Source organism: Alteromonas sp. KUL150, assembly GCF_009811475.1.
Lineage (GTDB): Bacteria > Pseudomonadota > Gammaproteobacteria > Enterobacterales > Alteromonadaceae > Alteromonas > Alteromonas gracilis.
Genome location: NZ_BLIJ01000027.1, coordinates 21,058 through 44,810, shown reverse-complemented (window position 1 = coordinate 44,810; position 23,753 = coordinate 21,058). Strand labels below are relative to the sequence as shown.

Here is a 23,753-nt window from a genome sequence, read left to right as displayed (position 1 = left end):
TTAAGGTTCTAGGTAGTTAAGCTTGAAGGTAATCGGGGTTTAGTACCGTAAACTTGCCTTTGAGCTCGTTACTTACCGTTACACCGCCATCATCTATTTGTTCGCGCTCATTAATCTTAGTGGCCTGCTCGTGCAGCGATGACGGCACCACCAACGTTAACTTGTTCTTACCTAAACCTAATGGACGGCCACCATCTGCTTTGAAGCTGCGGAACATGTTGATAGCTTCCCAAAGGGTTGCTGGAGTCAGTTCTTTCTTAACGCCGATAGCCATTTGCCAGAAGCCGTAGCCCACATTGCAGCGACAATCTACGCCGTAGCGGAAAACCTTATTCATGAACACTTGTTCGTCGTTAGGGTTATCCATGGCGACAAATTGCATACCCTTGCGCTCTTGGAAGATAAGCGGCTTTAAGCTTCGAGAGGTGTCTAACAGATACCAGGCATCGCCTGCATAGCCTGCATCAATGATTGCGTTAGAAAACGAGGTGTCGGCTCCGCTGCCGTCTACTTCAGCATTGACTGGGTGGTCGGTATCAAAGAAGTATTGACCGTCGTAACAGGTAGATGTGAAGCCAGCACCTAGTAAAGGAAATATCAGTTCGTCTGGGAATACTGATGAGGCGTAGCCCATTTCGTCCATCATGGGCGAATAAACGCCTAAGTTGTCATCTTCGATATCGTCTCTGTCAACCGCCACGGTTGATTCAAAGGCCTTATTGGTGATTGTGTAACCGTGCTCTTTAAGTGATTTAAGCTGACGCTCGCCAATCCATTCACGGAAGCCTGGCCATTGTCCTAACCAGCCGTAGGTATTCGATTTGGTTGAGGATGGAACGATTGTTGCCACGGCATTGTACATCGGCATGCCACGGGTTTTACCGTCTTCGAAGTTTTTACGAAACCCAGTTCGGATTGCGTTTAATACAGGTGAGGTAATAATAGCCATGTGCTTTATTTCTCCAAATTAAGTGTGTGGTTAGACGTAGAGCTAGTCTTTCTTAAGCTCGGTGGCGTAGTCCTCGTGGGAAATGCCCAGTTGGTCTGCTACAAGCTTTTGGTCAGCGGTAAGGGCCGCAACGGCGTTTTGGTCTTCACCGTCTGGTTTCTTTTCTTTGGTTTGTTTACCACCAAAGGCTTCCACGCTTGCGCGGCCATCAAGCTGAGCTTTAAGGGCTGCCATGCTACTTTTGCCCAGGCTACGTAAGTAAGGCAGCTCTGCTTGCGCCACGAACTTGCCGTCTTTTTGGGCCTGCTCAATAAGCTGGTCGACAGTCACTGCGCTGTGGTTTGCCGATAATGCTGCTAGCTCTGCTACCACGCCGTTATAGGTTTCAATAGGCACATACTCGGCTGGGTTAATACCTTCTTTGGCTTGCTCAACTTTTGCCGTAAGCGCGGCAATTTGTTGGTCGCTTTCCGCTGCGCCGTCTAACTTGGACTTAATTTCGTCAAGCTTGGCTTTCACGCTTGGCTTAGTTAACTGTGCATGTAATGCAGCAGCATCGATGTCGGTAGATGGGGTAGTAATACCCAGCAGGTTAAATAGCAGGGCTAATGCTTCGTTCATGGGCTTAGGCTCCGATGGTTGGTTATTAACGTTTGCATGAAGGGCAGCGGCTTGACTCATGCCCTTTACTGCTGGGTCATTGGTGAGTGCGGCACTGTGCAGGTCGAGTACTTCGCCTGTATGTTTGTTGTAAATCACCACGGGTGAGTAGTATTTGTACTCACCGTCTTTAATGTGTTTGCGCGCGGTGGGGGTAAAGTTAAGCTGGGCAAATAAGCCTTTGCCTTCGCGCCACTCGAACTTGTTGCCCCATGCGCTGGCAGGGGCTTTTTTACCGTTTTCTTTTGCAAGTAGGGTTTGATGGTCGTAATCAACAAGCAGCTGCTCGCCTGCATCGGCTCGCGCATTCAGTTTGGCGGCGAGGGCTTCGCCTTTAGCATTATCGATGCGCCACTTATTACCTGGCACCTCTGTTGGGCGGCCATCATAGGCAGCGAAGTCAGCTCCCGGGAGTATTTGTTGCCAGGGCTGTTCTATATCAATTGAAAAGGTACAGGCAGCAACGCCAAGTGGAGACTCAGCGTTGTTCGACTGGTTCGATAGGGCAGCAAAGGACACGGCTGCTGCTAGCGTTGTCGCTACATGGCGGCCTCCAAGTACTGAAGATGTAAGTTCGGGTAATTGTTTTTTCATAGCCCGACCAGTATGTCGGGCTATAGGGAAGGAAGGGGATTAGTCTAGGTTTGGGGGTTTTCGGCTCGTACAATTAGTGAGCGGGAATCACCTATCAGAATATCTAGCTCTTCGGTAACTGGAGCTGCATCTTTTTTTAGTTTGAGTGCCTTGATGTGCGTTTGCAGACTTATTAGCTTATCGTTAAATCGTTTAAATTTCTCCAGATAAAGAAGGTTGTTAACCTCTAACTGCTGATATGTATTGGCGAGGGTGTACACCTTATTCCCATGTCGAACGGTACGATTTAGTGCCGCTCGAAGATGATTGATGAAATTTTCTGCTTTGTCGCTATCTAAAACGGGTTTAACCAGCGCCCATTGTGGTAAGAGAGTATTTAGTGAAACTTTATTATTAATTTTCCTGATAATTCTATCTTTTGGAATTTGCAAGCCGCCTAGTGGGACCACATCATCTCCGGACGCTGGAATTTTTACAAAGTTATAGTCGAGCGATTCGAAAAAGTGGGCAAGTGACATTTCGAAAGTGTTGCTAGTTTTCTCGTAAATATCAACGGCTCGATTATGATTAATGGTCTCTTTGTGAATCTTCGCTGTGTTCTGTAACTCTCTTACTGTTGCATACAGCTCACTTCGTTGATACCTCAACTGGCGAAGCAAAAGTAAAATGGTGAAGAATGTAAGCATCGGGTTGAGGATGCCACCGAAGAAGTCGCCGAATGTTCCAAATGCGTTGTGGTCACCAAGACCGCCATGAAATCTGATGAAGTAAATGGCGAACATTAGAATAGTGATTGATATCGCAAAATACGGGAAATAGTGAATGATTTTGTCTAGGGCCGTACTTTCATCTTCGACCAGTTGCTTCCCTTCGCTCATTGCTGTTTAAATCCTTTCAGAAGTGTTTAAGTTTTTTGATTGGTAACTTTGCTCGCCTAAACGACAAAGTCCTCTTAGGATGGCTTCTATCGCGTTTTTATGCAACAGCATCTTTTAGGTGGTCTTGCAGTATTTCAACAATCTCGTCTGCATCTCTCCACGGCCCTGTTGTTAATCCTAAGAATGGGCGGGCGGGTATGCCGTCTTCCTCTCTACCGAATTGGTGCGTGGCGGCGTATTCTTGGTTGCTTCCGAACGTGAGTACTCTTCCCGTTATCTGATAGGTTAACAAATCACGCATGGTACCGGATTGCTGCAGTATTCTATCTTCGCCACCTTTTCGTGCTAATGTCTCTGGCGCTAGCGGTTCCCATTGCTCCCCATTGGGCGCAAGCTCAAGCTTAAAACGTTCTTGGGTTGCTTCTATCAGATATTCACCGATTTCCGCGAACGCTGGTTCTAAGTCAGTTCCTGCCCTAGCAATACGAGAAAGCAACGCATTTATCTCTCCACTTCCATAAGCACGAACCGTAATGAAGCTGCCAGCCATTTTAATCTGCCTGCAGCACTAGGTTAGAAAGAAGATCACCAAACATGGTTTTTTCATGTTCAGGTGCTTTGTGCATTAACGCTTCAATACGCGCTTGCTTTTCTGCGGTAGGTACCGACGATTGAAGCACTTGCTGTGCGTCACGCAGCTGCTCGCTTTCTTCTTTATGGTCAGCGTTAATTTTATCAAAAATACTCATTACAGTAGTTCCCCCATTAGTTCGTCGAAGTATGCGGTTATGGCTGGATAGTGCGTTTCAAGTACAGCGCGATTAAGCGCCCATGCCGCAAAGTGCTCGGCATGCCATTCCATGGTGTCTTGCATACTGTACGTGGTAATACTTTCATTTAAGCCAGGTGTAGGAATATTCATGCGCATGGCCTGAAATTGAACTTGGTGTCCCATTTCATGAAGCCATGTGATTATTGCGCCACCGTGATCACCACTGTCTGTGTAGTGCCTTACAATATGCGACAGCGACCATTGCCGCTTGCCAGCCTGTAAAGCGAGTATTGCCGCCTCTACCGCATTGGTTAAATCGGTAATGTTGGCTATTTTGTTTAAGTTTACACCCGTTTTGGCTTTTACGACTACGTGATTCCAAGCTAGTGCTGTATAGCCATTTGCACGCCGTGCGGTGTTACTGGGCACAGGCCAGTTGGCATAGGCTTTCGATACTGGGACATTCAGGTAGCTGGTAATGTCGTCCTCCAGCTCGCGGGCTTTCTTGCTTCCTCTTACCATTTCAGTCGGTTTAAGAAACAAGGTTTTCATGCCGTAGGTAGTGATAAAGTCGGTCACTTGGCGCATTTGTGGTTGCGCCTGGCTCAACTCTGAAATGACCTTGTTTAATCCATGAATGGTTACATTTTTATTCGTTGAGTAAGCGCTAGGTACCACACGTTCAGGAAGGCGCTCTTTTAGTGGCGGCTTTAAAAGTTGCTGCTGGCGCAACACATCGGCTTGCGATTTTGAGCCAGGCGAATAATCGAAACCAGGGTCGATACCCACGGGCACATAATGTACTTCACCTGTTTTCTTATCCACCCATTCACGAGTCTCAATAACGGGCTCTTTACTCATCTTATAGCCGCGTCTGCGCATGCTGCGCTCTGTTTCGCCAAACACCTTGCACTTGCAGCCCCAGCCATTTTGTGGAAACCACGTAAGCCAGAAAGGTGACTCTTTGGGTAGGGTGATACCGTCTTTACTTTGGTGATGTGGGCGAGGGTAGCGGCTATCTCCGTGGGCATAGCGCCAAATGGGAAAGTTTTGCAATTGCTGAAAGCGCCCTGCGTTGTAGGCTTGGCGCATATTGGTGTCGTATATAATGTTTGCTCGCCATGCGGCGCTGCCCGTATGGTCCCATCCGTGCTTTTTAACCAGGTGTTTAAACTCTTTTTGAAACCAGCTTAAACTTTTGCCCTCGGCTATTGCACTGTCTACCATTTGGCGAATGTCGGCCAACAAATCCGTCTTCGTTGCGCCAGCCACCATAAACGCGTTGTTGTGCTGTTCACGCCACACATCAGCCCAGCGTTCGCTGGGCATGTTTAACTTGTTTCTAAAGTGGGTAATGGCTTCAGAAAACTTCTGAGGGCCGTACTGCGCTGGCATCAGTTATAGATCATCCAGTTTGGTGTAGTCGTTATCAAGCATCGCCCAAAGCAGTATAAACGAGTACAAAAACCAAATAACGTTACGAAAGTGTTCAAGTGCATCGAAGAAACTTAATAGTGCAAATGCCCATGGGCCAGTAATTAATAAGTGCCCGCCGAAGAACACACCAATCACTCTGGTGTAGTCGTTAAACCAAAATTTAATCCACGCTTTTCGCATTGTTATCTCCCCTCGTTCACATCAAATCGGCCACTTAATTCGGCAGCGGCAAACGCTTGGCCCAAAAGTAGTTGATAATCTTCAGTGGGCAGTTGGTCTTCTAGTTCCAGCAGCTGCTCCAGCAGTTCTTCTAATGATTCGGCATTGGCCACTAGCGACTCAATAGGCTGCATTAATGCCCCGAACGACTCGCCAGCCTGATTGATTAAGCGTTGGGTCAGTACGTCTGCACCGTCTTCTTTCGGTGGCTGCGCCCTAAGGGCGGCAAGTGCTAAACGTAGAGCAGCTGACTGCGGTGGCGCTGTCGGCTTTTCCTCTTCCGCTTCCTCTTTCTCTGTTTCGGCCTGATTGGGTTTATTTTCTGGCGCGGGTAAGGCAACAGCGCGAGCCAAGATAGCCTCTTCACCTTCTGGCTCAGGAATGCGCAATTTATCTTGTGCCCAGCTGGCCGGAATACGAAAGCCAATGTCGACCAGCTTTGGCAAGCTGTCAGCATACTGGCTGATGTCTTCGGGCTCTTGTGTGTCGAATATAATGCGAGGCTTACGTCTTGGGTCGCCTCGGTAGCTCGAACTGTTTAACGCGTGCATGGGTAAAATTAGGTCACGGTTTAGGGTGTTGGCTATTTGGCGCAAATCATGATCGCGAATGTCTTGCCGCACCTCGTTGTGCACATTACCTAGAGCCTGGCTTCCGGTGCTGTCTACCTGCGATGTGAGGGTTTGACCTAAAATGACTTTAGATTGGATGCGTTCACACCAGCTCATCATTGTCATGAAGGGGTCGCTGCCTCCGCCTTTCGCTGCCTCGTGAAACTCAATGTCCATGCCCTTCGGAATAATGCCCCCAGCGTTGTGACCAATGCCGAGTACGGCTTGAAGCAAGCGGCTCTTTTCAGTATCAGTTGCACCGCTGGGGTACTTGCCCAACTTAATAGGAATACCGTAAATCTCTAAAAACTCGGCAAGGTCACGCACCGAATAGTTTTTGAATATAAACGGCCATGCCAACTGACGAATAAGCCCAATGCGCGCGGCATAGCCGCTTTTAGCAGGGTGGCGATGCTGTAACCAGTTTAGTGGGCGCAGCTTTTCGCCTTTGCCGCTTTGGTCGCGAAGGGCAATACAATTTTGGTCATCGTGGTGTAGTTGAAACCATGTAGCAGGGCGGTGCTCGAAACCTTCGGGAATGCGAAAGTTGTTGTAAAAGCCCCACTCAAATTCGATGTTGGCGAACCCCTTTAATATACCGTCACCCATGCCGAATATAATATTGTGCCAATCTTCCACATCTTTCAGCATTTGCTCTATGTTGGCCGCATCCTTTTGTTCCTGGGCGGTGGCATTCACAGGCGGCTCTATCTGCCAATCGATATCGGTTAGCGCCATCTTACGCTTGAATATTTCAGCCTGTATGTGGCCGTCCTTTTCTTCAATGTCTTCGGCCAAATAACACTGTTCCAGCAAGTTGCCTTGCTCAGCGTTTTTAAGGATAACCGCCAAGGTAGCTGGGGTTAGCCCCGAACTGGGGTGCTCGGCAAACTCGCGTCGCATTTGCGCCACACGTGCAGAGTTATCGGTTTGTTTCGTTTTTAGGCCACGTTCGCGCACACGAAAGCGTGTGCCATTTTGCTCGTAGGTTTCCATTAATAACACCCACTTTGTTGGATTGAGTAGTTGTCGTCTTTGTCGCGGTTGTTGTGCCTTTCGGCTTTGGAAGGTAGGCTCATGTAATCAATTTCACCGCCCTCCATTTTACTGGCCGCAACCATCATGCAGCAGGCAATAGCGCCGTCGCCGTGTCGCTGTTTTTTACTGTCGGTTTTCGCATCGGGTATGCGAGGCACGCCCCGGTTATTAATTTGAATAGAGCGAAGATCATCTAAAATATCTGCATCGCTAGGTAGGATGATGGTGAAGTCTTCAAAGTGTGACTTCATGGGCGGCATGCTTTCTCTATACCAGTTCTCGGTTATTTTGACTGATTCAATAAGCCCCGCACCGTAATGGTCAACCGCTTGTTCTGCCAAGTATTCGCCGTTACCCGTGGCATCTAATTGTGCGCCAATAAAGCGCGGTAGCCTGTCGATGATGAAAAACAGAATTTGCTCTTGCTGCTTGTAGGGAATGTTTTTAAGTTCCACCACAAGCGGTACGCGAAGGCTCAAGTCTTGCTGTCTTGCACCAACCCATAAACACGTTAAGTCGCCAGAACGTGCAAAGTCCTCCCCTAAGCAGTGGCGCTGCTCTGGGTTTAACTTCTCCAGCTGTGGCAGTAATACCTCTTTACACCAGTCTTTAATATCGGCTGCGCGCAAGTCAGGGCGCATCTGGTTCCACTCAGCGCTTTGTGCATAGTGGATAACGGTGGGCTGGCCACTTTCGTCGGGTTGCACCATAGCCTTGTCGATTAGGGCACGGCTAATGTAGGCACCACCGCCCGATTTAGGCACACAGAAATACTCTTCCAGCGCATCCTCTTGGCTGGCGGTATCGTTAAGTAAATCGTCCTTCCACTTTTGTTCGGCCTCTTGGCTCCAGTCATTCCCTTTAACCTGGCATATCCGCTGGTATAGCCCTTCATTGCATGCGTCATCTAGCGTAATACGATGAATGCTGTAACGCTTTTTCCCCGCGCGGCTGTCTTGTATAAGCTGGTTGAATAGGTTCTCAGCGCCGTTGTGGGTGCTGATAAGGCGCACCTTTGCGCCCCACATGGTAAGGGCGAGAGCAGCCTTGAGTACTTCGGCTAACTGGTCGTGAAAGGCCGCTTCGTCAATGGTTACGTTACCTTGCATACCGCGCAAGTTAGACGGCTTCGAGCTCAGCGCTTGAATTTTAAAGCCACTGGCAAAGTGAATAACAAAGGTCAGAATTTCTTTACCTTCCTGACCTTCATCAATGAATAGCTCTTCTTGTATATCGCCTGCTACTTTATCAAATGCCTTGGCCCACATGGCCGCTGCATCAATAAACTCACGGGCCATTTCTTTATTTGAGCCCACGTAAAAGTGGTTGGTACCGTGTGCGCCTTTGGTTTTACTGGCGGTAAGTACAGCGTCTGATGCTTCGGCCCACGTAATACCGGTTCGACGCGACTTTTCAGCAATTTTTAACGGGGAGTCATCGGCTACCCAGCGCTTCTGGTACCCAAGTAAAAGTTCGTTCTCATCGAAGGGAATGAAGGTGGGAAGGCCGAACCGCGTTTCAAGCCTGTCGCATTCCTCAATGGCTTTTTGATATTGCGTTTTACTGGGCCTAATTTCCTTAGGCGTAGAGGCGGGCTTTGGTGGTAGCTTCATTAGGCAATCCCCAGAATCTCACGCTTAATTTGCGCAGCACCATCTGCGGTAAGCCCCGCTGCTTTGGCTACTTCTGCGGCACGCTCTGCGGCTTCTTCCGCCATGGCCTTGCGGATTTCTTTTTCACGCTTGGTACTTTCAGACGCGGCTTTCTCAAGTTTTTCTACTCCAACGGCTAGTTCTTTAATAAATTTTGGGGGAATAGCCTCGCCTGATTCAGACAGTTTTAACACTTGGTCGAACGCTAGGGTGCGCACCATTTCAATGAGCACTTTCGAGACTTCACCTGTTGGCTTACCGCCCAGCTGGTCTACCCATTGTTTAGACACTTCACGGGCTTCCTGAATGCGACTGCCCACTGTGGCCATGCGCGTGGCATAGCGGTTAAGACCGCTACGTGAGATATGTTCTTCTTCGGGTAAGCCAGCCTCACGAATAAGAGTATTAACCCGTTCAAGCACTTCGGTTTGCGTAACGGATTTATCGCGCAATAGCTCAATCAGCTCAGACTTTATGTCGTCGGGAAGCTGGTCTATTTTGCTGGGCTTGCCACGGGTGCGCTTATCACTCATGGCTGCTACCTCGGCCCTGGGCGCTTAACACCTGGTGTGGTGGCAAGGCCTCGTTCAACGTCTAGGCCGCGCTGTGTAATGCGGGCTATGGTGTAACTCTCATGATGGTCCAATGTGACTAAGCCTTGCTCTTTCAACCAATGAAGCTGAGTGCCTAGCTTATCGATGGTCATTGTGTTGCCGTAGCTGGCGCACACACCCTGAATAATGCTGTTATTCGCGGCATAGTCATCCATTGCTGCTAGGCAGTGCAAAATGCTTAAGCGCTCGTGTTCGTTTACTATAATTGCGATTGCCATTAGTTCTTGTCTCCGCGCAACTCGTTTTCAAAAAGTATGTTTACGTTGTTTAACACCTGTTTAAACAAAGGTTCCATGCCTTCTAATCGTCCATTTAAACGGGCTATTTCTTCTCGAAGGGCGGCGCTTTCTCCGGCACTTGGAAGGTGCTTAACGTGGCTGTCAATTTCATGCACCTTATCGCGTAGCTTGTAGTGCTCAATCTGATGGTCTTTGAACTTCAGTTCGTTTAGTTTGAAGCGCTCTTCCTGGCTGTTAACGTGCGCTGCTAACTCTGTCTTTGTCGCGAAATACTTGCTCAGCCAATAAAGTCCAGCCATCAGCATTACTGATACAAAGAACGAATAAATTTTCCAGTTGTCGTTAAGGTGGCTTACTACATGTTCCATGCTATCGATTCCCGTTCTCTACATCTTGTTGGCAATCGGCGCAGCGCTGAGCATCGACTATTATTCTGCGGCGTTGAGTTATATCGGCATCACAGCGCACGCATAAAGGTGCGCCATTCTCATCAGTTTTAATGGGTGGTGTAGGTGTTACTTGGTTAGGCCTAAAGCGCGTGGCCATTCGTTTAAAAGGGGCGCTGGCTTTATGTGCCATATCCGCTGCATCCATCAGCTGGCTCCCTGCTTGCTGAATTTATCCCATGTTCTAAAGCCAAACCAAGCAAGCACTGGCGAAGCGATAAGTAGCGCTATCTCCCAATTGGCACCACTGCCATGGTCGAAGGCATTGAGCAACTCCATTACAAAGATATACGCCACTGTGAACCAGCTGTGCCGCCGCGCAATTTCAGGGCGAAATGTTTTAATTTCTTTACCCGAACGCAGAGTTTCTTGCTGCTGAGTATGCATCCCCAAATCATGAGCTAGCCTGGCTTTCTCTCGCTCGGCTTCAATTTGTGCTAGCCCTAGCTCAATTTCGCCTACAACCTCTGGCGGTAAGCTGTCTACGGTGGCCTTTACCTTGGCTACGCTACTTGGCGATGTGTCGCCGTTAACTGCCTCTACGACATCGGCAATGGTGTGTGCCACCTTTTCCGTCGCACCACCTTTACGCTCACCAAAGAGGCGAATCAGTGACGGACCATATTTAATGAGGGCTGAAATTCCTGCAGTGGCTAATAAAGACATTAAGCATGTGCTCCAAGTTGTTTACGTATTTTAGTGATGTGTTGCTCGGCATTCAGTCGCTGAGGTGTCTCACCATTGTCTAGGTAAGCTTCCAGCTCTTGACGCGTCACACTATTCCAGCCCTGCCGCCAGTACCAATGAGCAGTAGCGCGATAGCTGCTTTCAGGCAACAGCGTAAGGGTTCCCGAAGTTCTCGCTTGTTTCTCGGCTTTAAAACGAGCACGGCGACCCGTGTTAAACCATTCTTGGTTAAATTTGCTTACGGGCATGGTGGTGTGCTCAAGTCTGATGGCGTTAGGCAGTAAAGATATGCATGAGCGTTGTCTAAGTAGTGTTGAACTGTGCCTTTACCTGCCATTGAGTTGTAAAACTGTTTCCAGTACTCCGCGCGCCCTCGCAATGACGAAGGGATTGGCTCTGGCCGTAAGCGATAATGCAGACGACAGAATATGAAACTTAGTAAAGGGTCATTGGCTAAGTGAGGATGCTGTAATTTTGTGATGTCGCAACCGAAGTGCTTATCGATAAGATAAATAAAACGTCGGGGTGTACGCTGAATAATGTCTTTGAATGCAATGGCGTCATGCTGACATAGCCCCATACCTGCACCGACTGGCGTAGGGTCTTGATAAAGACCAAGACACGTTTCGGCTGCAGCAGTTTCAAGCAGCAAGTTAGTAGCGTAGCCGTGCGAGCCATGTCCCAGCACATTACAAACTTGATGTGCTAAAGAAAGAGCTTGAATTTTCGACTTAAGGCCGTAGTAGTAAGTGGAATTTTCTTGGTTCATGCCGCCATCGTAGCGATGGCGGTGAGATAGGTGGGATTAGTCTGGGTTTAGGTTAACTTTTAACTTCAACTAAAAAACGTTTGAGCGCATGGTATGACTTACTATCTTTACCATTGTCTATGATAGCGTCCTCTATTGTACCGTCGGGCGTTTCAACTCGCATCCACACTCTACTGGCGTTTTCTATGCTCTCAAGGGTTTCTAGACCCACTGAAAAAGCTTTCGAACTATTTCGCGTGTAGCCATCGACGTCGTAACTTGAAACAAGTTGGCTTTCTTTAAGCGTGATAATGTCACCATCAATATTTAACTGCGCACCAAAAATTGGGGTAACGTCATTGAATACTTGCACGATCATAAAAGCATCATCTGGATACTTACTGTTCCATTGCAGACCGAAGCCAGTGCAGGTCATGTAAGTGCATGCGTTACCGTGCGGTGCGATATTAACAACTTTTGAATTATCAAATCCAGAATGACTGACTTTTGGGGCTAGCCCAGACGTATTTGAACATGCGCCAATGGCTAAAACAGAAAGTAACACTGCAGTTCTAAACATATTAAACTCCTTTTAAAAGCCAGTAGAATGGATCGCATTTTGAATTCAGTCAAATTTAAACTCCACCTTTCAATAAAAAGCCCGCACATGGCGGGCTGGCGTTTATCGACTTAGCGTATCGATTAGCTTTCCTTGCTGCGACTGAAGGTAGTCGAGTAAAACAGCGAGTTTACGCGTAGAACATATTCCCTCGGGTACTGCACCCAACAATTCGGCGAGCGCCTCTTGGCATGTGGTAAGCGTGTTTAGCTCTTCTAAAAAGTCTGTGTTGTCCATTTGCATTACTCCTTGCAAAAATAAGCGTGAGAGATACCGATAATTTCGCTCTCCCAGTGGATGCCTTCATAATCTGCCAGCCATTTGCGGGCTGTTTTATCATCCTTTTTGAAACCAGCAGCCGCCATTACATTTGTTTTATTCGCCCCCGGATGTTGACGAAGGTACTGGACAACGTTTTGTATGAACTGGTGCTTTTTATGCTCGAAGTATTTATTGCTGGGTGTTTTTCTCGTACTGGCCTTTTTAGTGTGCGACAGCTGCTGTTCTAACAACTGGGCTTTGTCGCGGTATAGCTGCAACAACTCGCCTTGCAAGTCTTGATTGGTAGCCTGTAATGCTTGTACTGCACTGTTGTCGAGCTGACTGCTTTGCAGTGTATCGGCCATTTGATTGAACGCATTGATGTAAGCTTCTTTTATGGCGGCGGCTTGCTTGCCTGTAAAACCCATCACCAAGAACATGAAACCGTCTTTAGTGACGTTATACATAGGCAGCTTACGACCCGTTGTATCGGTAAATTCACTGAGCGAAAAATTTCGCTCAGTGAAGAAGGTTGAACAATCAAGCCTTCTTATTTTTGCTAAGACATCTTTATGCGGCTTATCGAAAACTTCTGCAATGCGTGTTGACGGAGTATAGAGTTGATTCTCTTTCACAGAGATGTAGTGGCGCAAGTCCACGTCTGGGAGTTGATTGACCATAATGGTCTCCTTTGTGTTTTTAGTTAACGCCTACCAGTTAGTAGCTGGTAGCCGGGTGTCAACTGAAGCCACAAAGAGCTCCGGGCCTATTTCCCTTGCGGGTGTTGTATTAACGCCTCTCCACCCGGCCATTGAAAATGGACGGATCTATGCCTAACTTACAGGCATAAAAAGGCCGCAAGGCTTTCGGGTGCGGTTGTCCGCTTTGTGGTTTCAGTGCGGCAACCTTAATCCCGTGCGTGCGGCGTGTCAATGTTTCCTTATGCAAATGATTGGGTATTTGTGCAAAACGTGTAGAAGGTCTACAACAGCTACAACTACAACAATTGGTAAAATATACGGGTGTGGCGTTTAGAGCTTTTCCAGTAAATACCGTCGTATTTTTCTAGTCGAGCGCGCGCGGTCTTATCATCTTTTGCATATCCAGCAGCGTTAAGAAGGTCGCCTTTTCCAACTTGGCCTTCTCGAACTAACACGTGCTTAATCTGGTTTACGAACTCAAGGTCTTGCTCTGAAGCTTGCGCTTCAATTAAGTCTACCTCTTCTAGCTCTAGCGTATTCGGGTCGATATCGAATGCTTTGTCGACAATGGCGGCACGTTCTTTCCTGACCTCAAGAATCACACCTACGCCTTCAGCAAGCTCACGCTTCTTAAGCTGATACATGTTGTCTAGGCTATTTCGTATTGCATTACTGCCTTGGTAGTTGCGCCCGTCTTTGTTGCTGTGGCCCAGTATTAGAATGGTACCGCCTGCCTCGCGAATGTCTTTTAGCATGCTCATAACCATGCCTACTTTGGCTTCATTGTTTACATCGGCAAAGTCTCGCAAGCTATCCACAAAGAAGATCATGTCTTCAAACTGATTGGCGGTAGCGTTTTCGGCAAGGGTTCGCAGCAGCTCAAACGGGGGCAGGGGGCTTTTGCTGCGCTGTACATAATGCAAGTTGGAGTATGGCGCTATCAGCAGCTCGTGTACCTTTCGTTCTTTTAGCACGCTTAATGGGTTGTCGAAGTCGAGGTAAAACACCTGCTTCATTCGAACCGCGCAGTACTTTGCCAGTGCGAACGCTAACCAGCTTTTGCCGTTCCCGCCATCGGCATACACCATGGTCATCATGCGCTTGGTAATAAAGCCCTCAATCACGAAGTCGATTTTTTGATTGAAGTCGGCTTCGCACAGGCTTGCTTGGGTGAGTATTTGGAGCATTTATTGGTCCTTTCTTATTAGAGTTCTTCTAGCGCTTGGTATTTGATGGTGTGATACACGCCGCCAAAGTGTTCGATGTCTTCTTCTGAAAACCCAGCGGCGATCAGATGGTCTTTTGTTAAGCTTTCAAACAGTTTGAACAACAGCTTAGAGCCGCGCTTCGACAGTTCGACACAGCCAAACAGTTCATCCATTGGAATATCTTCTGGCTCTGTTATTTTTTCTGACATTGGTTTTTCTCCAGATAGTTTGTTGTTACCGCCGTAAAGCAGTTTGTTTAATAGTGGCGTTACCCGTAAGCCTTCGACCTGAATTCGTCGTACCGTTTCTGTGACAACGTTTTCAGGAAGGCCCGTTTTAACCGCCAGTACATAGTTACGTTCCACCGCTCTGCCATCCAAAATGATGTTGAGCTGCGTTTGTGTAATGGTGTGGCCGAGTATGACGAGGCTCATTGCAACTGTTCCAAAATCTTGCGACGCTCATTTTCAACATCGCTCATATCGATTCCGAGATACTCATAGATAAATTCACTGAGCTTTATGGGGCACGCTTCAAATGTATTGTTCTCCCAGCAGCCAAATTGAACTCCTTTTTCTCGCATGAACTCTACAAAGCCTTCAATGGTTTCAAGCTCGCTACTTTTGGCAGCTAATTTGTCTAATTCAGGGAACAGTCTTTTACTCATAGTTCATAACCTTTTATTGCATGTTTAAAAGACGATCTATTTCTGCGGCCAGTAAAGCTCCAGCTTTAGTGAGCTCGCGAACTCTTGAGTCAACAGAGTGGTCCTGCCCAGGCTTCCAAGATTCAACACCCCAAGGCCAACCTTTTGGCTTCAAACCCATTGCTGCTTGCACGTGCACCGACTCTCTAATTTTGGGTGAACTGCCACCGACGATGGCGTAGCAAATAGCGGCACTGGTTAACTCACCTGGCTTGTAAAGTGAGTCCAGCGCTAGGGTGTAACCCTCTTCATTAATCTGTCTTGCTCTTTCTGCTGTTATCAGTTGTATGCCTGTTTTCATTGGTTTTCCTACAAAAGCTGTGGTTGGATTTTGTTGCGATATTCTTCACGTTTGGTGCGCAGAATTTCGTAAACACGAATTTGGTTAAGTTCAGGGCAGTATTCTTTGCGAATTTTTTCTACTGGCCAGTTGTGTTTATGCCATAAACGGAACATTTGAATGTCGCGCAGTTCCTGTTGCAGACGTTCGCCTCGTGGCAAGTATCTACACTCGCCGCCTTGGTAGTGGGCAATTTCAGCTATCAACTGGCAGCTCAGCTTGTACGCCTTGTCGCCGTCAATGTTTGCCTTGTTAAGACGTCGCTCACAAATAAGAACCAGTGCCCACAAGTGCTCTTTGTATCTGGCCATCGCCAGCGCTTTGTCGTCTGCCATTTCCGGCAAATTTTCTAGCAGCGCGTCGAAGTCATCATCAAAGTCAAAGTGGTTCTGGTCACTCACGGCAATAACTCCTCAAACGCACTTTTCACGTAGTCGTAGGGCGCGTTTTCTGTGGGCCAAACCTTTCTGTGACCTTTCAAAACGGTATATCCGTTGGCAATAAGCGCATTCGCCATTTCACGGCGGTGCCAGTTTTTAAGTGACTCCAACACCCTTTCTAGCGGTGCACCTCTAAGCCAGCCCACATGTGACACATTCACCATGCGCGATACATAGGCATCCAGCGCACTTTCAGAGCCATCGCGCACAAAACCGTGTTGATACATGGTTATCCAAATGGCGCGCACCTTGTCTATTTCAGTGCCTTTAGATTTTGGCGATAGCCTGCGTCCTGACGGCGCTTTTCTCGTTTTGAAACCTTTGGCCTTCATTTCATGCATAACCGTTTCCAGCTGCTGCACGCTCATGCCTGAACAAGAGTCGGTACCCGTTACACGATTAAGTAAGCTGCGGTAACTTTCCTCGTCCATTCGTAACTGCGCTTTAGCAACATGAATTTTGGTAATTAATCCGCGTTTGATAGACATTTATTCGTCTCCAATTGGCAAGCTGTCAGCCGCGCCTTGAAAAAACGCTTGAGCAAACAGCAAGGCTGCAACCAAAAGAGAAACCACACCTCCCCAGTTGTATCCGAAGTAAAAGCAATACGCCGTGGCGTAAAGTGACATCATAAATAAACAAAGTCGTAGCATGGTTATCTCCTTTCCCTAAACAAAGCACTGAACATTTCAACGCTTTGGTTAAGGGCCCCGAAGGGCCGCTCGTTATTTAGCTGGCATTATTTCTAGCCACTTTTCGTTGTTGCTTTCGTCGTGATACACATTCATCACGTAAGTTTCTTCTACTCCATCAACGTCTGGCGGCAGCTGCGCAACGGCTTCGGCTATCTCTCGCTTCGAGCCAATGTGGGTTCGGCTAAGCACTTTCGGTTGATTGCTCATTTTTCAATTCCTTGTTGGTGTCAGTAGTAATGTCTGAGATATCCAGTGCAAGCTGGCGATACGTGCCATCTTCGAGACGGAAATAAATGCGGAAGTACTCAGCACTGCTATCAACCTCAATGGCATCAGCCAGTGCGGTCATAGCTAATTGCCATTGCTCGTCTTGAATGTTGTGTTGGCGAAGGCTTAACACCTTGGCAGCGCTAAAACGCCCGTGCTTATCGGTTTTAAAAGCACCTTGCACAATGGCTTGGAGATTCTTGTTGCTGCCTTTCGACCAACGTTTGATGCACTCGTCAATCATTGCTTTTGCGGCAACAAGGTTTTCGTTGAAACACAATCTGTCTTGACGGCTGCGCTCAATCTTTATGCGACGGTCAAAACTATAAAGCGTGACGTTGCCCTTGGTACCGCCTAGGCGTTTGTCATAATTTTTCATTGCGTGACTTACAAACTCAGCAATGTCTCGTTTCAACTTTTTGGTGAACGCTTGTAGTTCGTCATGAACCAGAATTGCGTTAATAAAGAGCTCTCTTGTTAATTTGTCGCGCTCAATCTCAAGCGGCTTAATGCGGTCTTTACGACGCAGGTTGCCCTCACCATCTTCCATAAACCCAGTCGGGGCTTCTGGTTTTGCAATTTGATAAAGCTTGTCGATAGATGTCATGCGTTTAATTCCTGTTGTGGTTCTTCATTGGTTAAGTGCCACTGCACCGTGCAGCCGTATAGTCGTGTAGCCATCATGTGACATCGGCCAGTGTGCGTACCCGTAATTGAAATCAATGTTCCTTTTACTCGCTTGTCTCTTGGCGGGAGGATATTGATAACGGTGGATGTGTCTTTGATAGACAGGCCAGTGATGGCACACCCTTGTTTGATGAGGTGCGTCATCGCCAAGCTCGCCTTATCCACTCTTTTCTTAAAAGCAGTGTTGTAAGCGTTCATTGCTTGCTCCTGTGTATGCAGTTTTGGCACGCTCTAAAAAGCCTGACGCGCTGCGGGTTACTTGCCGAAAACGGTCTTATCTGTTCGTTTAAACAGCGTTTAACCGCTATTGAACCAAGCACTGGACAGGTCACTGTTAAATTTGCGTACGCTGCCAGTACTTTCTTTTCAATGTTGCTAATGCTCCCTGGGTACTTTTCATTCAGCACCTGAGAAAGCGTGGTTTTGCTCATACCCGTGTCTAGCTCAACCTGACGACGGCCCAGTTCCTTGACCTTGTTTGTTAATAATTCATACCAATCCATGTTTCCTCACTTAGTCGCCGTGGTAGCCACCACTAGTTTTTTGAGGTTCTGGTCGTACAAGCCTTCCTGTCTTGCAATCGGGTACATATGGCCCGTGTTGCTCAACAACCTGTAGCGGTTATGCCAGCCTCGGCGTCTTGCCATTGGTGCTCGCTTGTTGAACGAGCTAATTTTTACAACATACTGAAAGCGGCACAGGTCGGTGAGGTAGCGCTCCACACTGCTTTTGCTGCATTGCGCCAGTGCCATAATTTCAGGAATGGTGAACACTTCCAGGTACCGCATTGCTTGCCATATTTTTTGGCGCTTTGACTTTGGCTGCGGACTACTTTTGTTCTTTCCTGGCAAATACGGTTTTGCGCGAGAAACTTTGGCGTAAACGACCGGATTAGCTCTACGGTTAACTGTTGTTACCGCACCAAGCTGTTTCAGGTGGTCAATAACCATCTGCGCTTGGTGCAACGTGACTTCCATTTCCTTCGCCAGCTCAGTCGAGTGAAAGTCTGGCTGTTCTTTTATCCACTCCCAGCTACGCTGGCTGAGGGTTTGCGACATATTTACAGCTCCGCGACAGGGAAGAATTGACGGCCAGCCCATTGATCAGCATCAATGCTTTTTAGGCTGTTTGACTTGGCGAACTTTTCAATGCTGGCAAGCCCCGTAGTGATGCGACGAAAGTTACCCCTTGAGGCATCTAACAGTTCTTGCAGTAAGTCGGGTGCAATGACGGTGTGCTCTACCAGTTCACTGGCCATGATAGAAATGTCTTCCTCGTCGGCCTTTTGAAATTGCACGTGCTGGCTGATGCGCCCAAACAATTGGGGAAGGCGCTTAATTTTCTTGGGCAGGTGTTCATACCCAATTAGAACAATGGGCACGCCTGACAAGTCGTAAATATCGCGAATGGTTTCTAAAACCTCGGTCTTGTCGGCAAGGTAATCGGCCTCGTCTATGAACAGCGGTTTGCCAGTAAGCGCCAGTTCTCTAACGATGAAGTTAATCATGTCTGCCTTACGCTGGCGCTTGTCTAGCCCAAGGTCTTGCGCTAGTCGCTCCAGTAGCGTACCCATGGTGTCGCTTTTTAAGCAGCGCACTAAAATGCCGTCTGCCTGGACGAATAAAAAAGCGCCTGCTGTTGTTTTTCCAAGCCCCGCTTGACCTGAAAACAGGGCCATAGCTGGAGAGCCTTCTTGTGCGGCCTGTTCCACGGTTTGGTAAGCGTCAAACGCCGCCATAACGTTTTTAGTTTTTGCTGTGATTGCCTTCATTGGTTATTTTCCTTTGCTTTCGGTTTGGGTAAAAAGTTTGTCTAGCATCTGCGCCGAACGTCTGTTCTCACGGCGGTACTGATGCAGCCACGCTTTTTCGGTGGGGCCTAAGCGGCCATCTATATTGAGTTGTGTGTAATGACGAGCCTTGTGGTGCTCGTTTTGGTAGATAGGGTCGCCACTGTTTAGAATTGTCTCTATTGCAGTAAGCTCGTCTCTGCGCTGCGCCAGTTCGTCTTTGCGCTCTGCTGAATAACCTTCTGCTTTCGGCTCTGCCTGTGAAATAGAATTTATGATCCCGGATGAAACCTGTTGTGAGGGTTTCGGGAATGAGGTTAGCCCTTGAGTCTGTGACTCTCGGTACGCCAAGAACTTATGCGCCACATCAGACACGTCGTATTCTTTAGCCGCTTGTTTGATGGCGTCGCGCTCACGACGAAGTCTGGCGCGCTGAATTCGCTTCGCTTCCTGGGCATGTGACATTGTAATGTCGTTATCGACCAGCTCAGGGTTAAATGCCTCGCAGATAAACTCGCGCTTAACAGGATCGAACACATAGATTTTGCCGATGTCATCAGGGTTGAACCTACAGTGAACACGTTCGCCGATATACGCGCCAAGCTCAGCGTGAATGTAGTCAACACCCTCAACGCTAATGCCTTCTTTGCCGACAGTTCTAAAGCCTTTTTGACTGGGCACGGGGGCAAGCAGCACGTCAAGCATCCGCTCATTATCTAAACGCTTGATGGTTTGTCTGTGCTGGGTGTACTTCTCAAATGGCGTACATTTAAGTTCGCTGTGCTCGGTATGATCATAATGATGGTCAAGCCAAGAGTTAATGAACCGTTCAAAATCATCCGATGATATAGACACGTCCAGCGCGACTCTGTCTGCGCCTTTTTCGCGTCTTTCAATTAAGCGTTGAGCAAATGAGAGGCGCGCGCTTATCTTTTCGCGATCACTTACGTTATGCCCAATAAAACCCGATAACATTTCAGCGATACCGTGGCTAAACGTTCTGAAAAAGCGCTCAATGAATGGCTTTTCCCATCCGCTGTACGGGTTGGTAATTTGGTTGTGAATGCCCAGCGCATCCCAGATTGCGAAGATATGTGCAGAGCAGTAGTCAGCACCATTGTCTGTTCGTGCGACTTCGGGAATACCCCAGTCAAGAATAGTATTGCGGATCAACAACGCTATACCGTCTGCATTCGAGGTAGGCTTTAAAACAACTTTTACACGGCGCGTGAAAACGTCGATAACACCTATTATTGAATACCGTCCGTCGGTTAGCATTACATCAGCTGGCGTACTATCGAACTCCCAAAGCTGGTTAATGCGTTCAACACCAGCACTGCGGCTGCCGAACGCTGCCATGTGTTTGTTCTGCCACCCACTGGCATCCATAAGAGATAGGAAAGTGGTTTTGTTTTCATCTTTCCATTTGCGTAGCCAATCGCGGCACGATGAAGGTGAGGGGGTTGGGTATTTGCCGCCAAACTCCATTTTTAAAAGCTCTGCTAAGCGCTGCCCTTTAATGTGTGGGAATTGGTGGATTAGCGCGACAGAGTAGCGTTTTAACTCTGACGTACTGTCGATTATGCTTTTGCCTTTGGTCTTGCCATAGCCTGTAATAAGACCTTGAAAACCGTTTTTGTCGTAGCTTTTCTCCCAACGAAGAAGTGTTCTGTAGCTTAGGCGAGGTTTAAAGCGATAGTGAATTTCGTTAATGTCTAATTCGCGGTTATTGTAAAGATCAATAAAGGCATTCCAGGCTGTAACCTTACTGCTACTTTTACAGGCAAATTCTTGGGCGAGTTTTAGTATAAAAAGGGATGTACTGGCGCGTTTGGCATTTTCATTTTGGAACGACGCTTCCAATAAGCCGTGCTTTCTGGCGTCTTGAACCGTGCTTTTTTCTACGCCCTCAATTGCGCTTTCCAATGCCTTCTTGTTTTTTGCTTTCGCAGCAAGTGAGTTTGGATTGAAGACATTTTCAACCGCATTAGCAACATCAGACGGAAGACCTTCAATACGATAATGTGGAACTTTGCCACCTAGACCAGCAAGCAACTCGTAGGGCCAGTTCTCGCTCTTGGCTCGCAAGCTAACATTCCGTTTGGTGATGTTAAGTGCTTGAGCAATTTCCTTGGCAGTAAATAATTTCATAATAGGTTCTCGGAAGATTGTGGGATATAAAAGTGTCTCAAACGCTTTTCGCGTCGTGAGTTTCTTTTACCGCCTGCTTTGCTACAATCTTGCTGTGTAGAAACCTGCGACGTGTACCATTAGCGTGATAACGAGAAGGCCAAATCTCCTTTGGGTGCATCCCTAGAGCTTTAGCGATAACGGCTTCGGGTTTTGCATAGGGTCTGTGCATTGCTGTATCGCAAGCCCGAGCAGCTAGGCCATTTTGAGTAGAGAGCTCCTTTAAAGTGAGCTCTTTTTTACGTAGTGCAGCGACGATGTCTGCTGGGTGCCAATCTTTTTGGTACATTTTTAGATCCATTTAGTGTTGCTTTTTTTAAAGCATAAGCTACAAAAATGTCTCGCGTAAAGCTAAAAAAGACACAAAAGTGTCTATTTTCTTTATGCTTTTGAAATTTAAAAATAAAAAGTTGGGTTTTCTATGACCGTGAATGAGTTTTGCGCTTTGATAAAAAGAATTCGTGAAGAAAAAATAAGCAGAAAAGAGTTCGCGAGGCGGCATGACCATTGGCACGAAAATACGTTGAAGTCTTACGAGAAAGACAGACTCCCTGATATTGACTACCTTTATTTATTGTTTAAAGAAACAGGGTTCGATCTGCGTGAGCTGATTGAGGCACGTACCAGGGTTGTTTTGCAAAGCGTTGCTAGTGCAGAGGAAATAGAGCACGCAATCGCGTTGTTGACGAATACGTCAGCAGCTGATGACAAAAAACAGATAGTTGTTGAAGACAATGCGATGGAACCCTACATTCAATCGGGCGCGCATTGCCAGGTTGATGAAAAAGACAAAGCCCTTACACCTGGTAATATTTATTGCTTTCGTTTTGAAGAAAGCTTCACATGTAGAAAGGTACACAAAACGCTTTTGGGCCGCTTAATTTTAAAAGCTGAATGTGACGAACACTTGTCATTAGAGCTTGGCGATGATGATCGAGAGCATCTTGATATTGTCGGTAAAGTGGTGAGCGCTTCAAACTTCTTTTAAAGTGCTTTTAAACCCCTTATTAGGATCGCACTTATACACAAAAACGCCCTTATTTAGGATCCCACTTACAACTACGTAAGTGCGAAATAAGTTTTGCGACGCTGTGCTGGTTTGAGTTCTCTGAGGTGGCCTACAAGCCTTATTTAAACTGACATTGCGTCATTTAGTGGGTTAGCCAGGTATACGCATATTGTGGGTTGCCAAACTGGACCTTCATTTTTAGACATTCTCTAAAATCCGCCAAACTACTCTGTGCTATGGCTTAAAATTTTTGGCACTCCTAAAGTTGCTCAAACCCTTACACAACAAGGCTTCCCACTTATTCCCGCCAAATATTACTGGATCCCACTTATTTGCCATACTTCTCTGTCATCTACATACCGATCAGCGCTGAATGATGCGTGTATTCTTCTCGCTAAAGCAAAAAGAAACCCGCTGTGTAGCGGGTTTCTTTTTAAGCGCATTTATTGCGACGCGGGTATGCTTGAGCAGATGGCTTTTCGTCTCTGATTCCGCGCTGCTGCTTATTATTTCGCAACCTGCTGATATACTTTAATTAGGTCTGGAAGTTTTTTCGCGTAAATCGCTTTCTTTGTACCAGGGTGAAGCAATTGGCTTACGAAGGTGCGTAGGAAGCCAAGTACAAAGGTTTGAACACGGTCAGCGTCTGCTTCGCTTGGGGTAGCGATAAGCTTTTCTGTTTCTTCCTGTACTTTATGTACAATTGGGTCCATGGTGTCTTTGCCGGCCACAAGGTCGTTACCTGTCACTACACCCTTGCCAAGCAAGTCGCGCACTGCATTATAAAGGTCGGCTGAAACAGCATTTGTTTGCCCCCAGTTCGCGATGTTGTACTCTTCAGAAATCTTGTCTAGTTCGGCCGCTGGATCACTAGATTTCAATAAACCTTCAATAAGTTTGTGCGCTTCAGTTTGTTTTACAGGTGTTGATAATTCTGACATTTTTGACTTCGCTTTATACTAAAAACGCGTTTTATAATTTTTTTAATACCCTCTGTCAAGTTGGTTGATAAAAAGTCAAATATAATCAACTGGTTGTATTTTTATTATTGATGTTAGTGAGCCGAAAAACGAAGGTAAACATTTAGCAATATTCACTTTCTTTAACGAAATCGACGTTACCTAATCGATTTCAATGATTTCAATATATTAAAATATTAAATATCACCTTTTAGTTCCTACCTGGTTCCTCTACATCCCACTATTTTCTTGCTTTCGACTAAATTGTAATCGTTTCACCCGTCATCACTTCTATTATCATATTGTATACATTCTGTTTACATTTCGATTGATGCGTA

Annotated in this window: 36 protein-coding genes; 1 reads left to right on the top strand and 35 read right to left on the bottom strand. The window is 47.1% G+C overall.

Annotated features, from left to right (window positions below; translation table 11 throughout):
* Positions 1-16 precede the first annotated feature (16 nt).
* The 34 genes from GVO62_RS05115 to GVO62_RS04950 all read right to left on the bottom strand — a co-directional run bounded on the left by GVO62_RS05115 (position 17) and on the right by GVO62_RS04950 (position 21,736).
* Positions 17-949, bottom strand: coding sequence for a Mu-like prophage major head subunit gpT family protein (locus GVO62_RS05115; RefSeq protein ID WP_159118022.1), 933 nt, complete (start codon positions 947-949; stop codon positions 17-19).
* Positions 950-991: 42 nt separating this feature from the next.
* Complete coding sequence (locus GVO62_RS05110; protein WP_159118021.1) at positions 992-2,203, bottom strand: phage protease; 1,212 nt, start codon at positions 2,201-2,203, stop codon at positions 992-994.
* A 44-nt stretch (positions 2,204-2,247) separates the two neighbouring features.
* A complete protein-coding gene (locus GVO62_RS05105) occupies positions 2,248-3,081 on the bottom strand; it encodes a hypothetical protein (RefSeq protein ID WP_159118020.1) in 834 nt (277 codons plus the stop codon).
* A 97-nt stretch (positions 3,082-3,178) separates the two neighbouring features.
* Positions 3,179-3,631: a phage virion morphogenesis protein gene (locus GVO62_RS05100; protein WP_159118019.1), complete on the bottom strand. Its 453-nt coding sequence runs from the start codon at positions 3,629-3,631 to the stop codon at positions 3,179-3,181.
* 1 nt (position 3,632) lies between these two features.
* A complete protein-coding gene (locus GVO62_RS05095; RefSeq protein ID WP_159118018.1) occupies positions 3,633-3,830 on the bottom strand; it encodes a hypothetical protein in 198 nt (65 codons plus the stop codon).
* The gene (locus tag GVO62_RS05090) at positions 3,830-5,248 is read right to left on the bottom strand and encodes a phage head morphogenesis protein (RefSeq protein WP_159118017.1); all 1,419 of its coding nucleotides are present in this window, start codon (positions 5,246-5,248) and stop codon (positions 3,830-3,832) included. The genes GVO62_RS05095 and GVO62_RS05090 overlap by 1 nt, the downstream gene beginning before the upstream one ends.
* A gap of 3 nt (positions 5,249-5,251) precedes the next feature.
* The gene (locus GVO62_RS05085; RefSeq protein WP_159118016.1) at positions 5,252-5,470 is read right to left on the bottom strand and encodes a hypothetical protein; all 219 of its coding nucleotides are present in this window, start codon (positions 5,468-5,470) and stop codon (positions 5,252-5,254) included.
* Between the two features lie 2 nt (positions 5,471-5,472).
* On the bottom strand, positions 5,473-7,116 hold the full coding sequence (locus tag GVO62_RS05080) for a DUF935 domain-containing protein (RefSeq protein WP_159118015.1): 1,644 nt from the start codon (positions 7,114-7,116) through the stop codon (positions 5,473-5,475).
* Positions 7,116-8,771: a terminase large subunit domain-containing protein gene (locus tag GVO62_RS05075; protein ID WP_159118014.1), complete on the bottom strand. Its 1,656-nt coding sequence runs from the start codon at positions 8,769-8,771 to the stop codon at positions 7,116-7,118. Before GVO62_RS05075 ends, GVO62_RS05080 begins: the two co-directional genes overlap by 1 nt.
* Positions 8,771-9,343: a DUF3486 family protein gene (locus GVO62_RS05070; protein WP_159118013.1), complete on the bottom strand. Its 573-nt coding sequence runs from the start codon at positions 9,341-9,343 to the stop codon at positions 8,771-8,773. The genes GVO62_RS05075 and GVO62_RS05070 overlap by 1 nt, the downstream gene beginning before the upstream one ends.
* 5 nt (positions 9,344-9,348) lie before the next feature.
* Positions 9,349-9,642, bottom strand: a complete 294-nt coding sequence (locus GVO62_RS05065) for a VpaChn25_0724 family phage protein (protein WP_014976451.1) — start codon at positions 9,640-9,642, stop codon at positions 9,349-9,351.
* Complete coding sequence (locus GVO62_RS05060) at positions 9,642-10,031, bottom strand: DUF2730 family protein (RefSeq protein ID WP_014976452.1); 390 nt, start codon at positions 10,029-10,031, stop codon at positions 9,642-9,644. Before GVO62_RS05060 ends, GVO62_RS05065 begins: the two co-directional genes overlap by 1 nt.
* A gap of 1 nt (position 10,032) precedes the next feature.
* Positions 10,033-10,257 carry a hypothetical protein gene (locus GVO62_RS05055; RefSeq protein WP_159118012.1) on the bottom strand — a complete coding sequence of 75 codons (225 nt, stop codon included), beginning with the start codon at positions 10,255-10,257 and terminating at the stop codon, positions 10,033-10,035.
* A complete protein-coding gene (locus tag GVO62_RS05050) occupies positions 10,257-10,775 on the bottom strand; it encodes a hypothetical protein (RefSeq protein ID WP_159118011.1) in 519 nt (172 codons plus the stop codon). Before GVO62_RS05050 ends, GVO62_RS05055 begins: the two co-directional genes overlap by 1 nt.
* Positions 10,775-11,044: a hypothetical protein gene (locus tag GVO62_RS05045; protein WP_159118010.1), complete on the bottom strand. Its 270-nt coding sequence runs from the start codon at positions 11,042-11,044 to the stop codon at positions 10,775-10,777. The genes GVO62_RS05050 and GVO62_RS05045 overlap by 1 nt, the downstream gene beginning before the upstream one ends.
* Positions 11,035-11,565, bottom strand: a complete 531-nt coding sequence (locus GVO62_RS05040) for a hypothetical protein (RefSeq protein ID WP_159118009.1) — start codon at positions 11,563-11,565, stop codon at positions 11,035-11,037. Before GVO62_RS05040 ends, GVO62_RS05045 begins: the two co-directional genes overlap by 10 nt.
* Before the next feature lie 52 nt (positions 11,566-11,617).
* Complete coding sequence (locus GVO62_RS05035) at positions 11,618-12,124, bottom strand: hypothetical protein (RefSeq protein WP_159118008.1); 507 nt, start codon at positions 12,122-12,124, stop codon at positions 11,618-11,620.
* Between the two features lie 102 nt (positions 12,125-12,226).
* Positions 12,227-12,400: a hypothetical protein gene (locus GVO62_RS05030; protein WP_156141753.1), complete on the bottom strand. Its 174-nt coding sequence runs from the start codon at positions 12,398-12,400 to the stop codon at positions 12,227-12,229.
* Between the two features lie 5 nt (positions 12,401-12,405).
* Positions 12,406-13,104, bottom strand: a complete 699-nt coding sequence (locus GVO62_RS05025) for a Rha family transcriptional regulator (RefSeq protein WP_159118007.1) — start codon at positions 13,102-13,104, stop codon at positions 12,406-12,408.
* Positions 13,105-13,421: 317 nt separating this feature from the next.
* Positions 13,422-14,312 carry an AAA family ATPase gene (locus GVO62_RS05020; RefSeq protein ID WP_159118006.1) on the bottom strand — a complete coding sequence of 297 codons (891 nt, stop codon included), beginning with the start codon at positions 14,310-14,312 and terminating at the stop codon, positions 13,422-13,424.
* Between the two features lie 17 nt (positions 14,313-14,329).
* Positions 14,330-14,767, bottom strand: coding sequence for a hypothetical protein (locus tag GVO62_RS05015; protein ID WP_159118005.1), 438 nt, complete (start codon positions 14,765-14,767; stop codon positions 14,330-14,332).
* On the bottom strand, positions 14,764-15,000 hold the full coding sequence (locus tag GVO62_RS05010; protein ID WP_159118004.1) for a hypothetical protein: 237 nt from the start codon (positions 14,998-15,000) through the stop codon (positions 14,764-14,766). The genes GVO62_RS05015 and GVO62_RS05010 overlap by 4 nt, the downstream gene beginning before the upstream one ends.
* A 13-nt stretch (positions 15,001-15,013) precedes the next feature.
* A complete protein-coding gene (locus GVO62_RS05005; protein WP_159118003.1) occupies positions 15,014-15,340 on the bottom strand; it encodes a hypothetical protein in 327 nt (108 codons plus the stop codon).
* Positions 15,341-15,348: 8 nt separating this feature from the next.
* Positions 15,349-15,780, bottom strand: a complete 432-nt coding sequence (locus tag GVO62_RS05000) for a Mor transcription activator family protein (protein ID WP_159118002.1) — start codon at positions 15,778-15,780, stop codon at positions 15,349-15,351.
* Positions 15,777-16,307, bottom strand: coding sequence for a gp16 family protein (locus GVO62_RS04995; protein ID WP_159118001.1), 531 nt, complete (start codon positions 16,305-16,307; stop codon positions 15,777-15,779). The genes GVO62_RS05000 and GVO62_RS04995 overlap by 4 nt, the downstream gene beginning before the upstream one ends.
* On the bottom strand, positions 16,308-16,472 hold the full coding sequence (locus tag GVO62_RS04990) for a hypothetical protein (protein ID WP_159118000.1): 165 nt from the start codon (positions 16,470-16,472) through the stop codon (positions 16,308-16,310).
* 72 nt (positions 16,473-16,544) lie between these two features.
* A complete protein-coding gene (locus GVO62_RS04985; RefSeq protein ID WP_159117999.1) occupies positions 16,545-16,721 on the bottom strand; it encodes a hypothetical protein in 177 nt (58 codons plus the stop codon).
* The gene (locus GVO62_RS04980; RefSeq protein ID WP_159117998.1) at positions 16,696-17,388 is read right to left on the bottom strand and encodes a DUF3164 family protein; all 693 of its coding nucleotides are present in this window, start codon (positions 17,386-17,388) and stop codon (positions 16,696-16,698) included. The genes GVO62_RS04985 and GVO62_RS04980 overlap by 26 nt, the downstream gene beginning before the upstream one ends.
* A complete protein-coding gene (locus GVO62_RS04975) occupies positions 17,385-17,666 on the bottom strand; it encodes a hypothetical protein (RefSeq protein ID WP_159117997.1) in 282 nt (93 codons plus the stop codon). The genes GVO62_RS04980 and GVO62_RS04975 overlap by 4 nt, the downstream gene beginning before the upstream one ends.
* On the bottom strand, positions 17,663-17,971 hold the full coding sequence (locus tag GVO62_RS04970; RefSeq protein WP_159117996.1) for a hypothetical protein: 309 nt from the start codon (positions 17,969-17,971) through the stop codon (positions 17,663-17,665). Before GVO62_RS04970 ends, GVO62_RS04975 begins: the two co-directional genes overlap by 4 nt.
* A 6-nt stretch (positions 17,972-17,977) precedes the next feature.
* Positions 17,978-18,526, bottom strand: a complete 549-nt coding sequence (locus GVO62_RS04965; RefSeq protein WP_159117995.1) for a hypothetical protein — start codon at positions 18,524-18,526, stop codon at positions 17,978-17,980.
* A gap of 2 nt (positions 18,527-18,528) precedes the next feature.
* Positions 18,529-19,239 (bottom strand): AAA family ATPase, encoded by a 711-nt coding sequence (locus tag GVO62_RS04960; RefSeq protein ID WP_159117994.1) that lies wholly within the window; start codon positions 19,237-19,239, stop codon positions 18,529-18,531.
* Between the two features lie 3 nt (positions 19,240-19,242).
* On the bottom strand, positions 19,243-21,408 hold the full coding sequence (locus GVO62_RS04955; RefSeq protein WP_159117993.1) for a Mu transposase C-terminal domain-containing protein: 2,166 nt from the start codon (positions 21,406-21,408) through the stop codon (positions 19,243-19,245).
* A 37-nt stretch (positions 21,409-21,445) separates the two neighbouring features.
* Entirely contained in the window at positions 21,446-21,736 is a 291-nt protein-coding gene (locus tag GVO62_RS04950) for a helix-turn-helix domain-containing protein (RefSeq protein ID WP_159118041.1), read from the bottom strand.
* Between the two features lie 156 nt (positions 21,737-21,892).
* On the opposite strand from GVO62_RS04950, the gene GVO62_RS04945 reads away from it, so the two are divergent.
* Positions 21,893-22,435, top strand: coding sequence for a S24 family peptidase (locus GVO62_RS04945; RefSeq protein ID WP_159117992.1), 543 nt, complete (start codon positions 21,893-21,895; stop codon positions 22,433-22,435).
* Positions 22,436-22,962: 527 nt separating this feature from the next.
* Here the strand turns inward: GVO62_RS04945 and GVO62_RS04940 are convergent.
* Positions 22,963-23,397 carry a hypothetical protein gene (locus GVO62_RS04940; RefSeq protein ID WP_159117991.1) on the bottom strand — a complete coding sequence of 145 codons (435 nt, stop codon included), beginning with the start codon at positions 23,395-23,397 and terminating at the stop codon, positions 22,963-22,965.
* Positions 23,398-23,753 lie beyond the last annotated feature (356 nt).

Bases quoted from the DNA above. Each gene is read 5' to 3' on its own strand.
- GVO62_RS05115 (WP_159118022.1), bottom strand. From the start codon at position 949: ATGGCTATTATTACCTCACCTGTATTAAACGCAATCCGAACTGGGTTT.
- GVO62_RS05110 (WP_159118021.1), bottom strand. From the start codon at position 2,203: ATGAAAAAACAATTACCCGAACTTACATCTTCAGTACTTGGAGGCCGC.
- GVO62_RS05105 (WP_159118020.1), bottom strand. From the start codon at position 3,081: ATGAGCGAAGGGAAGCAACTGGTCGAAGATGAAAGTACGGCCCTAGAC.
- GVO62_RS05100 (WP_159118019.1), bottom strand. From the start codon at position 3,631: ATGGCTGGCAGCTTCATTACGGTTCGTGCTTATGGAAGTGGAGAGATA.
- GVO62_RS05095 (WP_159118018.1), bottom strand. From the start codon at position 3,830: ATGAGTATTTTTGATAAAATTAACGCTGACCATAAAGAAGAAAGCGAG.
- GVO62_RS05090 (WP_159118017.1), bottom strand. From the start codon at position 5,248: ATGCCAGCGCAGTACGGCCCTCAGAAGTTTTCTGAAGCCATTACCCAC.
- GVO62_RS05085 (WP_159118016.1), bottom strand. From the start codon at position 5,470: ATGCGAAAAGCGTGGATTAAATTTTGGTTTAACGACTACACCAGAGTG.
- GVO62_RS05080 (WP_159118015.1), bottom strand. From the start codon at position 7,116: ATGGAAACCTACGAGCAAAATGGCACACGCTTTCGTGTGCGCGAACGT.
- GVO62_RS05075 (WP_159118014.1), bottom strand. From the start codon at position 8,771: ATGAAGCTACCACCAAAGCCCGCCTCTACGCCTAAGGAAATTAGGCCC.
- GVO62_RS05070 (WP_159118013.1), bottom strand. From the start codon at position 9,343: ATGAGTGATAAGCGCACCCGTGGCAAGCCCAGCAAAATAGACCAGCTT.
- GVO62_RS05065 (WP_014976451.1), bottom strand. From the start codon at position 9,642: ATGGCAATCGCAATTATAGTAAACGAACACGAGCGCTTAAGCATTTTG.
- GVO62_RS05060 (WP_014976452.1), bottom strand. From the start codon at position 10,031: ATGGAACATGTAGTAAGCCACCTTAACGACAACTGGAAAATTTATTCG.
- GVO62_RS05055 (WP_159118012.1), bottom strand. From the start codon at position 10,257: ATGGATGCAGCGGATATGGCACATAAAGCCAGCGCCCCTTTTAAACGA.
- GVO62_RS05050 (WP_159118011.1), bottom strand. From the start codon at position 10,775: ATGTCTTTATTAGCCACTGCAGGAATTTCAGCCCTCATTAAATATGGT.
- GVO62_RS05045 (WP_159118010.1), bottom strand. From the start codon at position 11,044: ATGCCCGTAAGCAAATTTAACCAAGAATGGTTTAACACGGGTCGCCGT.
- GVO62_RS05040 (WP_159118009.1), bottom strand. From the start codon at position 11,565: ATGAACCAAGAAAATTCCACTTACTACTACGGCCTTAAGTCGAAAATT.
- GVO62_RS05035 (WP_159118008.1), bottom strand. From the start codon at position 12,124: ATGTTTAGAACTGCAGTGTTACTTTCTGTTTTAGCCATTGGCGCATGT.
- GVO62_RS05030 (WP_156141753.1), bottom strand. From the start codon at position 12,400: ATGGACAACACAGACTTTTTAGAAGAGCTAAACACGCTTACCACATGC.
- GVO62_RS05025 (WP_159118007.1), bottom strand. From the start codon at position 13,104: ATGGTCAATCAACTCCCAGACGTGGACTTGCGCCACTACATCTCTGTG.
- GVO62_RS05020 (WP_159118006.1), bottom strand. From the start codon at position 14,312: ATGCTCCAAATACTCACCCAAGCAAGCCTGTGCGAAGCCGACTTCAAT.
- GVO62_RS05015 (WP_159118005.1), bottom strand. From the start codon at position 14,767: ATGAGCCTCGTCATACTCGGCCACACCATTACACAAACGCAGCTCAAC.
- GVO62_RS05010 (WP_159118004.1), bottom strand. From the start codon at position 15,000: ATGAGTAAAAGACTGTTCCCTGAATTAGACAAATTAGCTGCCAAAAGT.
- GVO62_RS05005 (WP_159118003.1), bottom strand. From the start codon at position 15,340: ATGAAAACAGGCATACAACTGATAACAGCAGAAAGAGCAAGACAGATT.
- GVO62_RS04995 (WP_159118001.1), bottom strand. From the start codon at position 16,307: ATGTCTATCAAACGCGGATTAATTACCAAAATTCATGTTGCTAAAGCG.
- GVO62_RS04990 (WP_159118000.1), bottom strand. From the start codon at position 16,472: ATGCTACGACTTTGTTTATTTATGATGTCACTTTACGCCACGGCGTAT.
- GVO62_RS04985 (WP_159117999.1), bottom strand. From the start codon at position 16,721: ATGAGCAATCAACCGAAAGTGCTTAGCCGAACCCACATTGGCTCGAAG.
- GVO62_RS04980 (WP_159117998.1), bottom strand. From the start codon at position 17,388: ATGACATCTATCGACAAGCTTTATCAAATTGCAAAACCAGAAGCCCCG.
- GVO62_RS04975 (WP_159117997.1), bottom strand. From the start codon at position 17,666: ATGAACGCTTACAACACTGCTTTTAAGAAAAGAGTGGATAAGGCGAGC.
- GVO62_RS04970 (WP_159117996.1), bottom strand. From the start codon at position 17,971: ATGGATTGGTATGAATTATTAACAAACAAGGTCAAGGAACTGGGCCGT.
- GVO62_RS04965 (WP_159117995.1), bottom strand. From the start codon at position 18,526: ATGTCGCAAACCCTCAGCCAGCGTAGCTGGGAGTGGATAAAAGAACAG.
- GVO62_RS04960 (WP_159117994.1), bottom strand. From the start codon at position 19,239: ATGAAGGCAATCACAGCAAAAACTAAAAACGTTATGGCGGCGTTTGAC.
- GVO62_RS04955 (WP_159117993.1), bottom strand. From the start codon at position 21,408: ATGAAATTATTTACTGCCAAGGAAATTGCTCAAGCACTTAACATCACC.
- GVO62_RS04950 (WP_159118041.1), bottom strand. From the start codon at position 21,736: ATGTACCAAAAAGATTGGCACCCAGCAGACATCGTCGCTGCACTACGT.
- GVO62_RS04940 (WP_159117991.1), bottom strand. From the start codon at position 23,397: ATGTCAGAATTATCAACACCTGTAAAACAAACTGAAGCGCACAAACTT.